The 12871-nt window shown below is 74.9% G+C and carries 13 protein-coding genes; 1 reads left to right on the forward strand and 12 read right to left on the reverse strand.

From position 1 onward, the window contains the following. Window position 1 precedes the first annotated feature (1 nt). From ACQF4J_RS30685 to ACQF4J_RS30710, 6 genes are all read right to left on the reverse strand, one after another. Window positions 2-1003 (reverse strand): AAA family ATPase, encoded by a 1002-nt coding sequence (locus ACQF4J_RS30685; RefSeq protein ID WP_427167269.1) that lies wholly within the window; start codon window positions 1001-1003, stop codon window positions 2-4. 43 nt (window positions 1004-1046) lie between these two features. Next, window positions 1047-2714: a trypsin-like peptidase domain-containing protein gene (locus ACQF4J_RS30690; RefSeq protein ID WP_427167271.1), complete on the reverse strand. Its 1668-nt coding sequence runs from the start codon at window positions 2712-2714 to the stop codon at window positions 1047-1049. Continuing rightward, window positions 2711-3061: a CU044_2847 family protein gene (locus ACQF4J_RS30695; protein ID WP_351572239.1), complete on the reverse strand. Its 351-nt coding sequence runs from the start codon at window positions 3059-3061 to the stop codon at window positions 2711-2713. The genes ACQF4J_RS30690 and ACQF4J_RS30695 overlap by 4 nt, the downstream gene beginning before the upstream one ends. 46 nt (window positions 3062-3107) lie before the next feature. After that, the gene (locus ACQF4J_RS30700; protein WP_427167272.1) at window positions 3108-4529 is read right to left on the reverse strand and encodes a carboxyl transferase domain-containing protein; all 1422 of its coding nucleotides are present in this window, start codon (window positions 4527-4529) and stop codon (window positions 3108-3110) included. Further along, entirely contained in the window at window positions 4522-5997 is a 1476-nt protein-coding gene (locus tag ACQF4J_RS30705; RefSeq protein ID WP_427167273.1) for an acyl-CoA synthetase, read from the reverse strand. Before ACQF4J_RS30705 ends, ACQF4J_RS30700 begins: the two co-directional genes overlap by 8 nt. 86 nt (window positions 5998-6083) lie before the next feature. Beyond that, the gene (locus tag ACQF4J_RS30710) at window positions 6084-7136 is read right to left on the reverse strand and encodes a MerR family transcriptional regulator (RefSeq protein ID WP_351805454.1); all 1053 of its coding nucleotides are present in this window, start codon (window positions 7134-7136) and stop codon (window positions 6084-6086) included. 145 nt (window positions 7137-7281) lie between these two features. Here ACQF4J_RS30710 and ACQF4J_RS30715 point away from each other — a divergent pair, with 145 nt between their 5' ends. Further along, complete coding sequence (locus tag ACQF4J_RS30715) at window positions 7282-8154, forward strand: ATP-grasp domain-containing protein (protein WP_427167274.1); 873 nt, start codon at window positions 7282-7284, stop codon at window positions 8152-8154. Window positions 8155-8177: 23 nt separating this feature from the next. On the opposite strand, the gene ACQF4J_RS30720 is transcribed toward ACQF4J_RS30715, so the two are convergent. Genes ACQF4J_RS30720 through ACQF4J_RS30745 form a run of 6 tightly spaced genes read right to left on the reverse strand, consistent with a single transcriptional unit; the run spans window position 8178 to window position 12869 of the window. Then, window positions 8178-8768, reverse strand: coding sequence for a hypothetical protein (locus tag ACQF4J_RS30720; protein ID WP_351572251.1), 591 nt, complete (start codon window positions 8766-8768; stop codon window positions 8178-8180). Further along, window positions 8743-9591, reverse strand: coding sequence for an FkbM family methyltransferase (locus tag ACQF4J_RS30725; protein WP_351572254.1), 849 nt, complete (start codon window positions 9589-9591; stop codon window positions 8743-8745). The genes ACQF4J_RS30720 and ACQF4J_RS30725 overlap by 26 nt, the downstream gene beginning before the upstream one ends. Continuing rightward, on the reverse strand, window positions 9588-9812 hold the full coding sequence (locus tag ACQF4J_RS30730; RefSeq protein WP_351572257.1) for a Trm112 family protein: 225 nt from the start codon (window positions 9810-9812) through the stop codon (window positions 9588-9590). Before ACQF4J_RS30730 ends, ACQF4J_RS30725 begins: the two co-directional genes overlap by 4 nt. After that, window positions 9809-10726: a hypothetical protein gene (locus tag ACQF4J_RS30735; RefSeq protein ID WP_351572339.1), complete on the reverse strand. Its 918-nt coding sequence runs from the start codon at window positions 10724-10726 to the stop codon at window positions 9809-9811. Before ACQF4J_RS30735 ends, ACQF4J_RS30730 begins: the two co-directional genes overlap by 4 nt. Before the next feature lie 23 nt (window positions 10727-10749). Next, window positions 10750-11484, reverse strand: a complete 735-nt coding sequence (locus tag ACQF4J_RS30740; RefSeq protein WP_351572260.1) for a class I SAM-dependent methyltransferase — start codon at window positions 11482-11484, stop codon at window positions 10750-10752. Then, complete coding sequence (locus ACQF4J_RS30745) at window positions 11481-12869, reverse strand: condensation protein (RefSeq protein ID WP_351572263.1); 1389 nt, start codon at window positions 12867-12869, stop codon at window positions 11481-11483. The genes ACQF4J_RS30740 and ACQF4J_RS30745 overlap by 4 nt, the downstream gene beginning before the upstream one ends. Between the last annotated feature and the right edge of the window lie 2 nt (window positions 12870-12871).

Here is a 12871-nt window from a genome sequence, read left to right on the forward strand (position 1 = left end):
CTCAGAAGGCGTCCGTGTGCGGGGCGTCGCCCAGGTACGGCATCAGCTGCTCGGCCAGCTCGTCCAGGCCCTGGGGACCGAGGTCGGAGGAGCGGGCCAGGTAGATGGCGTTGAGCAGCTGGTCGGTGGCCAGGTCGCCGCCGCCGACCCGGGACAGGAACCGGTCGATCAGGGTCTGCGCGTAGGTGTCGGGCTCACCGTCGAAGTGGGCGCGCACGATCGCGGTGAGCTGGCCGTCGTCGGGCTGGCGCAGCCGCAGGGTGACGCAGCGGCGCAGGAAGGCGGGCGGGAACTCGCGCTCGCCGTTGCTGGTGAGCACCACGAACGGGAAGGCCCGGCAGCGGACCCGGCCGCGCTCCACCGGGACGCGTTCGTCGGTGCCGTCGATCATCACCTCCGCCGTCGGCGTACGGCGGGCGCCGCGGACCAGTTCGGGAATCTCGTACTGGCCCTCTTCCAGCACGTTGAGCAGGTCGTTCGGCAGGTCGAGGTCGCTCTTGTCGATCTCGTCGATGAGCAGGGCGCGCGGTCGGGCGTAGGGGAGCAGGGCGGTGCCCAGGGGGCCGAGCCGGAGGTGGTCCTCGATGCCCGCCTCGGTGGCCTGCGCGTGCCGGGCGGCGTACAGCCGGGACAGCGGGTCGTACTGGTAGAGGCCGTCGTGCAGGGTGCTGCGGCTGGTGATGTTCCAGCGCAGTACGGGGCCCAGGCGCAGCTCGCGGGCGACCGCGTAGACGAGCGAGGACTTGCCGGTGCCGGGGGGCCCGGTGACCAGCAGCGGGCGGCGCAGGTACAGGGCGGCGTTGACGAGCTGGACGGTCTGCGGGGTGGCCCGGTAGGTCTCGGCGCGGTGCACACGGTCGGGGGAGGCGGCCGCCGTGTCGTCCTCGCCCGGTGCGCCGAGCACGGGCCCGCCGTCGAAGGCGCGCCAGGGCGGTGGCGGGGGCAGCCGGGTGATGCCGTCGTGCGGCGTGTCGCTGCCGGTGTAGACGGGCCACAGGGCCATGGAAGGTTCGCTTTCTCGAGGAGAGGTGGGGCGGGCGGGCCGCTCAGGCGACGGGCGAGTGGAGGAACGCGGCGGGCTCGGGGAAGCAGCGCGGATCGTCCCACAGGAGCTGCAGACCGCTCGCCCAGTGCCCGTCGGGGTCGTCGTCCGCGTCCGCGGTCTCGCGCAACGCCCGTACCTGGTCGGGCAGTTCGGCGGGCGGGACGCCGGCGAGCCGGTCGGCGAGCTGGTCCAGGAACGCCGTACCGGAGCACGGGCCGTCGTGCCGGGAGCCGGCGCAGCCGGCGCGCGGCCACAGCAGCACCGCCACCGGCGAGTTGAGGCCGGCCTCGAAGTGCGGTTGCGCGGCGTCCGGCGGGAAGGCGTAGCCCGCCAGGTCGGCGTCGTCGTCCCGCAGCCGTTTGCGCAGGCTCTGCGGCCGCTCCGGGGCGCCGCAGTCGACGCGATGCAGCCGGGCCCCCGGCGAGGTGTCCAGCTTCTGCCACCGTTTGGCCAGCTCCCGGCGCAGCCGGCCGCTGCGGTACCGGGAGCGGTCCACGACGACCAGCGGATAGGCGCAGCCCAGCGGGGTGGAGTCGTCGGCGCCGCACTCCCAGCGCGCCACCGGCTCGTTCAGCCATTCACGCGGCAGTACGAACGTAATCAACTCCTGTGCGTCCAGCGCGAGTTGCGAGAACGCCTCGTCGATACAGCTCTGCACCCAGCCGCGGACGGCGGAGCGCCGCAGCCGCCGGGAGCCGACCCTTCGGCGCTGCCCGTCGTGGTAGGCGGAGACCTCGACGGTGACCAGGTCGGCGCCGGCGCCGCTGCGCTCCATCTCGACGACGATCGGGGACCAGGCCGGGCCGGCGGCGGACCGTGCGGGCGTGCCGTCCAGCAGCTCCTGGAGCCGGTCGGCGAAGCGGGTCACCGCCTCGGCGCCCGGGACCTCCCACTGCACGTACCCGGCGGCGGCCTCCAGGGAGGCGACGGCGTCCTCGGGCGGCGGCTGCCCGAAGGGCCCCACGGCGTGGTTGACCAGCCGGACGGGATCGCACTCGACGCCCTCCGCCACCGCCCTTCGCACCAGCGCGTACAGGCGGCGCACCGCGTCCCGCCCATGGCCGGGCGTGGGGACGAGGGCACCGAGGCCGGGCCAGTAGCGGGCCATGACCTGCGTGGGCAGCATGCGGCCGACCCGGCCGTCCCGCGAACCGGCGATGGTGGTCACCATGCCGACCACCCTGCCGTCCGCGAGATGCACGGCCGCGCCGCTGAACCCGGGCGCCAGGGCCTGCCCGTGCGCGGTGGCGGCCTCCAACTGACGCCACTCGTCCGACACCAGGGCGCCGGGCACGGCGTGATAGCGGGCGAGCATGCCCTCGTCGTACCCCTTGGGAAAGCCGTACGCGACGAGCGTCGGCGCGTGCTCGCCCGCGAGTTCCGCGCCGGGCGGGGCGAACTCGGCCGGTTCGAGCGGGACTTCACGGTCGAGTTCGAGTACGGCGAGGTCGCCGGGGTCGGCGGCGCCGCCCGCCCAGCCGCCGTGCACGGCCACGCCGGCGGAGACCTGGCCCAGACCGCGGCCGCCGGGAAAGGACACGGTCACCGTGCCGGCGTCGGCCGCGCGGACGACATGGGCGCAGGTGAGGACATGGCGTGCGGAGACGAGGAATCCGGCGCCGATCTCGTTCCCGCAGACGATCCGGGCGTGCCAGGCGAAACCGCTCATGACCGGTCGGCTGCCTCCCGGTCCGCGTCCGCCGGCCTGGGCGACCAGCTCAGTTTCACCAGCAGATGGCCCTCGGCCGCCCCCTTCGCGATGACCGCCCCGGCCTCCGCGCTCAGCTTCACCCCGAACTCCAGCTCCACCGAGTCCGGCCGCAGCGTCCCGTCCCGGAACACCCGGAGCGCCGACTCGGCGGCGGCCCGGACCCCGCCCAGCGCGTTCTCGAACGTGCGGGCCGCCTGGGCCGGTCCGTCACCGCGCGAGACCATCCGGGCGCCGGCGTCCTCGTCGACGCCCTCGACGACGATCAGCGCGCCGTCCTCGGTCTTGAACTCCACTAACGCGTCCATGGCGCGGCAACTCCCCCGTGCTGGTGACTCAAGGCAACCGCCCATGTTACGGACGGTGGCCGGTGCTGTCGTGGTTTCCCTTGTGTCGTTTCCGTGTGACCGGCGAGCAGGTGCCAGGCGGCCCGGCGATGCCGCGGATCACCCCCAGCTCCACCAAGTCCTGCGGGCGGATGCGGAGTTGGTCCGCGGTCGCCTCGGCCTGGCCGTCCGGGCGTTTGAGGATGGCGGCGGCCGCCTCCGGCGCGATGACCGAGAAGTAGGCGTCGGGCGTGGCCCAGGTGTCGCCGGGCGCGGCGAGCGCGAGGGCGCCGCCGGAGCCGCCCTCGCCGATCACCAGCGTGGTGACGGGAGTTCGGGCGCCGGCCACCGCGCCGAACAGCTCCGCGATCGCCGCGCCGGCCCCCTGCCGCTCCGCTTCCGCGTCGTTGGCCGCACCCGGGGTGTCCACCAGCGTCAGTACCGGGATGCCGAGCCGGTCCGCGAGACGGATCAGCCGGGCGGCGGTGCGGTAGCCGGAGGGCTTGGTGGCGGTGCCGGTCTGGGCCGCGTAGGCGACGGCACGGCCCTGATGCTCGCCGAAACCGCAGAGCATCCCGTCGGGGTCGGCACCGCCACACCGGTCACCGCTGATCGCGACGCGGTGGCCGAAGTAGGCGTCGAGGTAGGCGCGGGCGCGGGGCCGCTTGGGTGAACGGGCCCGCCGCACGGCCTCCCATCCGCTGTCCGGAAGATCCTGGGCGCCCAGCGCGAAGGGCACGGGGGCCGGGCGGGGAGAGGCGGCGGGGTCCGCCCCGCCCGTCAGCAGCCGCAGCCACCGCCCGAGCGCCTGCCGGAGTTCCGTGGCCGGTACCACCGCGTCCGCCGCGCCGCACGCCACCTGCGCCTCGGCCGTGTACGCCGTCGGATCGGCGTCCGCCGGGCGCACCCGGGAGCCCGCGAAGCCGACCTGGGCGCCCGGCAGGGCGAGGACCACGTCGGCGCCCGCGCCCAGGGTCGCCCAGCCGCCGCCGGTCGTCGGATCGCGCAGGACGGCGATCTGGGGCAGGCCCGCCTCGCGGGTGAGGGCCGACTGGCGGGCCACGCGCTGGAGTTGGGTGAGGGCGACCATGCCCTCCTGCATCCGGCTGCCGCCGGTGGCGATGAGCGGGACGACGGGGAGGCGGTGGGCGCGGGCGTACTCGTGGGCCGCCTGAAGCCGGTCGCCGGTGCGTTCGCCCAGCGAGCCGCCGAGGAAGCCGAACTCGAAGGCGATCAGGACCGCCGGCGTGCCCGTGACGTGCGCGGTGCCGACGACCACGGACTCCCGCTCGCCGGTCCGCTCGGCCGCGCGGGCCCGCGAGGCGTCGTAGCCCTGCCAGGCGAGAGGCCCGTCGGGTGCGGGATCGCTTGTCGGGTGCGGGAGTTCGGTGAAGCCGGCGTCGTCCGCGACCAGGGCGAGGATCTCGCGGGCCGTGAGGCGTTCAGTCACGGTTCAGGGCCCGCTTCATGATCTTCCCCATGTCGTTGCGGGGCAGAGCGTCGAGGTGGTGCACCACGCGCGGCCGTTTGTGCGGGGCGAGACGGGTGGCCACATGGTCGGCCAACTCCGCGGAATCGGGCGGGTTCTCGGCGTCTTCCGGCACCACCCACGCCACGATCCGCTCGCCCAGGTCCGCGTCCGGCTCCCCGGTGACCGCCGCCTCCCGCACCCCCGGATGCTCCAGCAGCGCGTTCTCGATCTCACCGGCCCCGATCTTGTAACCCCCGCTCTTGATCAGGTCGGTGGCCTTGCGCCCGACGATGCGCACATAGCCGTCGCTCTCGCGTACCGCCATGTCGCCGGTGCGGAACCAGCCGTCCGCGGTGAAGGCGGCCGCGGTCGCGTCGGGCCGGTTGAGGTAGCCGGTGAACAGGTTCGGGCCGCGCACCTGGATCTCGCCCACGGTCTCGCCGTCGTACGAGGCGACGGGCGTCCCATCCTCCTCCACCAGCCGCAGCTCCACGCCGGGCAGCGGCACGCCGACGGTTCCCGCGCGCGGCTCCCCGTCCGCGCGCACGCTGGTGTTCATCAGGGTCTCCGTCATGCCGTACCGCTCGATCACCCGTTGCCCGGTGGCGGCGGTGATGCGCTCGTGGTCGTGCACGGGGAGCGCGGCGGAACCGGACACCAGCAGCCGGGCCCGGCCCAGCGCCCCGGCCAGCTCCGGCTCCTCCGGCAGGGCCTGGGCGATCCGGTGGTACATCGTCGGGACGCCGAACAGCATGGTCGCGCCGGCCCCGAGCTCGCGGGTGACGCCCTCGGTGGAGAACCTGCCCAGGTGCCGGACCGAGCCGCCGCGCCGCAGCGGGCCGAGGATGCCCAGCACCAGGCCGTGCACGTGGAACAGCGGCAGCCCGTGCACGAGGACGTCGTCGCCGGTCCACCGCCAGGCGTCGGCGAGCGCGTCCAGGGTGGTGGCGATCGCCCGGCGGGGGATGACCGCCCCCTTGGGCGGCCCGGTCGTGCCGGAGGTGTAGACGACAAGCGCGGGGTCCTCGCCGGTGACGGAGGAGGCGGGGGCGGGATCCTCGACGGTGACGGGGGAGGCGGGGGCCCCGGCGCCGGTCACCTCCACGTCGACGCGCCGCAGGTCGCTCACCGGGGAGGGCGGCCGGTCGCCCGGAGCCGCCAGCACCAGCGCGGGCGCACTGTCGGACAGGATGTGCTCCAGTTCCTTCTCGCCCGACTTCGGGTTCAGCGGCACGGCGGCCACCCCGGCCTCCAGGGCGGCGACCACGGCGACGGCCGTCTCCAGCGCCGGGGTCGCCCACACGGCGACCCGGTCCGCCCCGCGGATCCGCTCCCCGAGGGCACCGGCCGCCGCCGCGAGCCCCCCGTACGTCAGGGACCGCTCGCCGAAGCGCAGGGCGACCCGCTCGCTCGACTCATCGCTCAGGGCTGGGAACAGAGAGGACACGCGGCGATCTCCTTGCTGCAGGGGACGACGACACCATCGTCCCTGCACCGGCGCCACGCAAACACACCCCCACCCACGGACCGCCCTCAGACCACGGCCTCCACGACGTCGGCGACCACACAGCTGACGTTGTCGGGCCCACCCCGCGCGTTCGCCTCGGCGATCAGCGTCCGGGCCGCCTCGTCGGGGGCCTGGGCGTCGGACAGCACGGTGCGGATGAGGGCGTCGGGGACGACCCCCGGCAGCCCGTCGGAGCACAGGAGGTAGCGGTCGCCGGCGGCGGCGTCCCGCAGGGCGAGGTCGGGGGCGTCGGTGCCCAGCGCTTTGAGCAGGAGCGTGCGCTGTGGATGGGACGTGGCCTCCTCCGGCGTCAGCCGGCCCTCGTCGATCATCGACTGGACCACGGTGTGGTCGTGGGTGATGCGGAACAGCCCGCCGTCGCGCAGCACGTAGGCGCGGCTGTCCCCGACGTGGACCAGGGCGAGACGGGAGCCCGTCAGCAGCAGCGCCGTCAGGGTCGTGCCGTTGTGCTCGGTGTCGTCGGCCACGTCACGGACCGCCTCCGTCGCACCCCGGACCGCCTCCTGGAGGACGTTCAGGACGTCGCCCGCCGGCAGCTCGTCGGCGTCCAGGAAGCGCAGGGCCTCCACCGCGGCGCCGCTGGCCGGGCCGCCCGCGGGCCCGAAGCCGTCGGCGACCGCGAGGAGCCGGGCGCCCGCATAGGCGGTGTCCTGGTTGGCGGGGCGGACGAGGCCACGGTCGGAGTGGGCGAAGTAGCGCAGTTCCAGCATCGGGGTGTCCTTCCGGGACGGTGTCGACAGGTGGTCCACGAGGAACGCGGCGAGGTCCCGCCGCAGCGCCGTCTCCGCCTCGACGCCCGCCCAGTGGGCGCGGATCGCGGCCGCGGCGGCCGTCGGCGGCAGCGCGCACACCTCGCGGATGCGGGCGAGCGGCATGCCGAGCCGCCGTAGCCAGGCCACCAGCCGCGCCCGTTCCAGCTGGCCGGGGGCGTAGTAGCGGTAGCCGGTGTCCGGGTCGACGCGGGCGGGGCGCAGCAGGTCCAGCTCGTCGTAGAGCCGCAGGGCCTTGGGCGACAGTCGGCTCGCCCTGGCGAAGGCGCCGATGGTCAGCATCCGCATCTCCCCGTCCACGTGCACCTCTTCCGTTCTCTCGCCCCGATGCTGGGGCTTGCCCGAAGGGGAAGGTCAAGCGGGTTGCCGGGGCCTGGGGCCGTGCGGTTAGCCTGCGACGGTCCCGTGTCCGTCGTCGAACGGAGTTCCGCCCGTGCCCCGCGTCGCCCTCGTCACCTACGACCCCGGTCCCCAGCCCCACCGCGACCGCGACCTGCCCGTCCTGCGCGACGCGCTGCGCGCGGCCGGTGCGCGGGCGGACGTCGTGGCCTGGGACGACACCGGGACGGACTGGGCCGCCTACGACCTCGCCGTCATCCGCTCCACCTGGGACTACAGCTGGCGGGCGGCCGAGTTCACCGCCTGGGCCCACAAGTGCGGCACGCTCACCCGGCTCGCCAACCCGGCGGACATCGTGGCCTGGAACACCGACAAGCGCTACCTCGGCGACCTCGCGGCGGCCGGGGTGCCCGTCGTACCGACCCGGTACCTCGCACCCGGCGCCGCCCCCGACCTCCCCGACGGCCACGAGTACGTCGTCAAGCCCACTTCCGGCGCGGGCGCCCGCTACGCCGCCCGCTACCTGCCCGAGGAGCGGGAGACGGCCGTACGGCATCTCGCGCGCATGCACGAGGAGGGATTCACCGCGATGGTGCAGCCGTACATGCGCGCCATCGACACCGGCGGCGAGCGGGCCCTGCAGTTCTTCGGCGGCCGCCTGCTGCACGCCAGCCGCAAGCGGGCCGTCCTCGCCCCCGGCACCGCCTACGACGCCGACAAGGTCGCCCACCCGGACCTGGAGCCGTGGCGGCCCACACCGGCTGAACTCGCCGTCGCCGAACGCGCCCTGGCCGCCGTACCGGACGCGGCCGGGCTGCTCTACGCGCGCGTGGACCTCGTCGACGGGGAGGACGGGGAGCCGGTGGTGATGGAGCTGGAGCTGGTCGAGCCGAACCTCTTCCTGTTCCTGCACCCCGGGTCGGTGGCGGCGGTGCGGGACGCGATCCTGGCGGCGGCCGCGGGCTGAAGGGCCGGCGCCGCACTCGGGGCTCAGTCGGCGACGGCGACCCGCTGCAGCAGCCCCCACGTGAACTCCGCCGCCACCCGCCGCCGCACGCCCTGCCCGTCCGGCGCCGTGAACGCCAGCCCCCAGCGGGTCGGCGCCGTGCCCTCCAACGGGCGGGCCGGGGCGAAGGCGCGGGCCGCCTCGTCGACCGTGCAGGACCAGGGCGTGAGATCGTCCACGGTCCTCAGGGACGGGCCCGCGGCACCCGGGGCCCGGACCAGCCACTCGTTCCAGACCGCGCCGTTCGGGGCGAGCAGGACCTCGAAGCGCAGGTCGGGCCAGAGGGGAAGCGGCCACAGCCAGGCCTCGCAGTCCAGATCGCCGATCCTGCGGGCGGCCGTCGACTCGGGCTCGCCCAGGATCGAGCGGTACCGGGAGGCGGCCGCACGCCCGCGCGGGGAGTGCAGCATCGCCTGCCAGCGCTTGTTGGCCTCCCGCATCCCGGCGATGGACACGCCCAGCTCACGCCGGGCCTCCTCCACCAGACCGGGGTTGTGGTCGGCCATGCGGCGCAGCAGGACCAGCTGGAAGTCGAGCGGCGTGAAGGGATCAGCGGGGCGCTTGGCGGACGGCATGTCTCCCATCGTCGCGCACGGCACCGACATCGCCCGGGCGGCGGCCGTCGGGCAGGAAGAGCACCGAGTTGACGTAGCGGGGGCGGCTGCGGAACGGCAGGACGCGCGGCAGCAGTCCCTGCGCCACCACGTGCGCGGCGGCCGCCTGGTGCTCCTCCAGCGGGAACTTCGCGAGCGGCACCCAGTCGCCGCCGGGCAGTACCCAGCCGTCGTAGCCCAGCAGCGAGAGGTAGGTGACCACCGGGGCGACGGGCTGGATGCGGGACTCCAGCTCGACGAAGAGCGCGGGCCGGTCGCGGACCAGCAGGCCCGTGGCGCCGCGCAGCACGGCAAGCTCGCTGCCGTCCACGTCGACCTTGATGAAGCCGACGTCGCGCAGGCCCAGTTCGTCGAGGGTGACGCACCGGACGTCCAGCGCGTGACCGTGGATGTCCCGGCGGACCAGGGAGGACACGCCCCGGTCGCCGGCGTCGTCCGGGGGCAGCCACAGGCGGGCGGTGCCCGGGCGGTCCGCGGCGGCCGCCTCGACGACACGGACGTTCGAGGGGGCGGCGGCCGTGAGGAGCCGGGCCAGATGGGGGACCGGTTCGACGGTCACCACCCGGCGCGCCCGCCGGGCCAGCCGACGCGTCCAGGGGCCGTACCAGCCGCCGACGTCCACGGCCGTGCCGCAGCCCGCCGGACACAGCTCCGCCAGCCGGGCCAGCTCGGGCTCGAACCGCGGATAGACCGCCCGGGCGGTGGCTGCGACCAGACGGGTGGGCAGCAGCGGCGCCAGGCGGGCCGCCAGGGTGCGGGACGGGCGCCCGGACGCCGTGCTCACCGGGCCACCCGTTTCAGGATGACCTCGTGTTCCTCGTCCGAGACCTGCTCCCCGGACGACGGCAGCAGCTGGGGGATGCCGTCGACGACGGGGTAACGGCGGTGCAGACGGGGGTTGTACAGGGCCTCGGGTGCCTCGGGCCCGTCCGGCTTGACGAGGTGCAGCGGGCCCTTGTCCAGCGGGCACGCCAGAATCCGCAGCAGCGGGTCGTCGGGGTTCATGGGGGCGTCAACTCCTTGGCACCGATGGGGGGTTCCTGTGGCGCGGGATCGTGCTTGGGCATGGTCAGCAGTACGGAGACGGCGAGTACGGTGCCCGCGAGGCGCAGCGCGAGCCGCAGCGGGTCGTGCGGCAGCGCCTCGCCGAACGAGAGCGTGCCGATCACCGCCGTGTACAGGGAGGTCACCGTCGTGCACACCGGGACGATCAGCGAGGCCCGGCAACGCTGCAGCGCGGCCTGCGACATGACGAGGCCGAACGCGCCGGTGAACAGCAGCAGATACGGGTACGGCGACTTCAGCACGCCGGCCACCGCATGGCCGAGGCCGCTCGTGCTCAGGTAACTCGACACGCCCTTGATCGCCAGCGAGCTGACGCCGTACAGCAGGCCCACCGCCACGCCGTACTCCACGCCCGTGGTCGGCGCCCGGTGCCGGTGCCGGGAGCGGCGCTCGGCGGCTCCGTACAGCCACACGCCGGCCGCCAGCGACGGCACGCACACCAGCAGGATCAGCTGGTAGGGGGCGCCGCGGCCGACGGTGTCCGCGTGGGCGCCGGCCTCCTTCAGGGACAGGACGACCATCAGCAGCGCGGCGAGGATCGCGCCGAGCGCGTACCGCTCCCGCCCGGTGGTCTCCTCGCCCAGCAGCCGGGCCGACAGCAGGACGAGCAGCACCAGGCCGGACACGAAGATGCCCTGGGCGGCGGCGATCGGCAGGGTGCGGTAGACGACCAGCTGGGCGCCGAACCCGGAGGCCAGGGCGACGGATCCGGCGATCCACAGCGGACTGCCCAGCACCAGCCGGAGCAGCCGCGCGGGTTGACGGATCGTCACCTCGGGGAGCGCGGTCAGCGCCCGTTTCTCCAGGACGAAACCGAGGCTGTACAGGGTGTTCGCCAACAGGGCCGCGGCCACTCCCCACCACATGGGTACGCCCCCTAGGTCTTCCGTGCGTGCAGGAGAAGGATCGAGGCGAGGGAGGGTCTGGAGCAGGCCAGCCGGTCGAGGGGGCGCAACGGACGAGGCACGCCGTGGAAGGGGGCGCCCGCCAGTCGTACGACCTCGAAACCGGACGCGGCGACGAACTCCCGCAGCGCGCGGGCCGTGTAGAGGCGCAGGTGCCCGACGACCTCCGACCCCGGCCGGCCGTGGATGCCCCGCAGGCTGACCTCGGAGAACACCGGCTGCACACCGGCCAGCAGCAGTCCGCGGTTGTACCAGGCGGCCAGGTTGGGTGTGGAGAGCATCAGATGACCTCCCGGGCGCAGCACGCGGCGGATCTCGTCGAGGGCCGCGTCCGGGTCGACGAGGTGCTCGATCACCTCGCTGAACAGCACGGCGTCCACGGAGGCGGACCTGAACGGCAGCCCCCCGCCACCGAGTTCGCCGCGGACCGGGTACGGCAGGCGGGTGCGGGCACGTTTGAGGGCGTCCTGGGACCAGTCGACGCCGACGATGCGGTGGCCGGGCAGCAGCGGTGCGGCGGTCGCGGCGGCCGATCCGTCGCCGCAGCCGACGTCGAGGACGGTCTGCTCGCGGGCGGTGCCCAGCGCGGCGGCCAGCATGCGGGCCTGGCGAAGGCTGCGGGGGGCGCCGGAGGCCACGGGGACGGACGGGTCCTCGTAGAAGTCGCGCAGGTCCTTGGGGCGCGGGTGCGGCACCGTCGTGGTCATGGGCCGCTCACCTCCGTCGTGTGCAGGTAGTGCTCGAACAGGTCCCGCAGATGGGCGCCGTCGCCGTGGCTGAGCAGGGTCCGGGACCAGCGCAGGGCCAGATGGAGGCGGCCGGCGGTGGAGGCGGTGGTGACGGTGAGGCCGCGGGGCATGCGGGCGGGCGCCGAGAACCACACGGCGTGCGCGCGGCCGGCCTCCTCGCCGAAGTCCAGCGGGTAGGGGACGCGGCCGATGTTGCTGAGCAGTGTCGTCGACGTCCACGGCGCGGCCGCCCTGCGCAGGCCGCGGGTGAGGGCCGCGCGCCAGGCGACCGGCGTGACCGGGGCGGTCAGGAGGGCGGCTCCGTGGCCGAGCTGGGGGCGCGGGAGGGACTTCAGGGCGCGGGTGCGGGTGGCCGTGCGGTGCAGGAGCGCGGGCATGTCGGCGGGCCTGTGCGCGGCCAACTCCTCGGGTGTGAAGGGCACTTCGACGAGCCGGGTGCCGTTGCCGATGGGCATGCCGGCGTCCCGGGGGCGGTCGTCGACAGGCATCGTGATGCGCAGCGGGCGGGGGCGGGCGCCGTGTTCCCTGTTCCAGTGCGTGAGGGTGAGGGCGGTGGTGACCATCAGCTGGTCGTTGACGGTGTAGGGGGAGCCCTTGGGGCGGTGGGGGAGGGGCAGTTCGGTGACGAGCAGGCCGTTGCCCGGGGAGGGTTCGGGGGTGCCGGCGGCGACCCGGGCCGGCCGGGACCAGTTGGAGGGGGTCGCCTCCGGGGCGTGGGAGGCCTCCGCGCCGCGTACGGGCGGTGCCGCCGGGGAGTTGTCCCGGCCGCCGTAGAGCTCGGCGGCCGTGGCCAGGACGCGCAGGCAGGCGGGGCCGTCCAGCGCGGTGTGGTTGATGGTCAGGAAGAGGACGGTGCCGTCGGACCGCCGCTGCTCGGCGTCGCCGTGCGGAGCCGGCACCCCGACCGCGTCCGTCGCCTCGCTTCCCTCGACGTCCCCGGCGCCCTCCACCACCTCCAGCCTGATCGGCGGCGACGCCGACAACGGCGGAGCCTTCGTCAGGGCGCGGGTCCGCGCGTCCCGCAGCGCGCACCGGCCCGCCGGGGGGAACGTCACCACCTCCACGTCCGGCTCCGCCGTCAGCTCCCACTCGTAGCGCCGCCGGTACCAGCCGCCGGGCGCCTCGCGCATCAGGATGCGGGGATGCCGGCGCAGGGCCTGCGCGAAGGCCGCGCGCAGCCGGTCCCGGTCCAGCCGGCCGGGCAGGTGCACCTCGATGTGCACGGTCTCCGGCTCCGCCTCCTGGAGACAGTGCCGGGCCACCTCGTCCACCACGGGGAACGGGATCCGGGTGGGCGGCCCGGGCGGGCCGTCGGCGCGTGCGGGATGCTCGAGTGCGGTCACAG

This window comes from Streptomyces sp. C1-1 (assembly GCF_050214755.1).
GTDB lineage: Bacteria > Actinomycetota > Actinomycetes > Streptomycetales > Streptomycetaceae > Streptomyces.

What these genes read in the sequence shown, in the direction of transcription:
- ACQF4J_RS30730 (WP_351572257.1), bottom strand. Translation starts at nt 9,812, where the DNA reads ATGAACCCCGACGACCCGCTGCTGCGGATTCTGGCGTGCCCGCTGGAC.
- ACQF4J_RS30740 (WP_351572260.1), bottom strand. Translation starts at nt 11,484, where the DNA reads ATGACCACGACGGTGCCGCACCCGCGCCCCAAGGACCTGCGCGACTTC.
- ACQF4J_RS30690 (WP_427167271.1), bottom strand. Translation starts at nt 2,714, where the DNA reads ATGAGCGGTTTCGCCTGGCACGCCCGGATCGTCTGCGGGAACGAGATC.
- ACQF4J_RS30685 (WP_427167269.1), bottom strand. Translation starts at nt 1,003, where the DNA reads ATGGCCCTGTGGCCCGTCTACACCGGCAGCGACACGCCGCACGACGGC.
- ACQF4J_RS30710 (WP_351805454.1), bottom strand. Translation starts at nt 7,136, where the DNA reads ATGCGGATGCTGACCATCGGCGCCTTCGCCAGGGCGAGCCGACTGTCG.
- ACQF4J_RS30695 (WP_351572239.1), bottom strand. Translation starts at nt 3,061, where the DNA reads ATGGACGCGTTAGTGGAGTTCAAGACCGAGGACGGCGCGCTGATCGTC.
- ACQF4J_RS30720 (WP_351572251.1), bottom strand. Translation starts at nt 8,768, where the DNA reads ATGCCGTCCGCCAAGCGCCCCGCTGATCCCTTCACGCCGCTCGACTTC.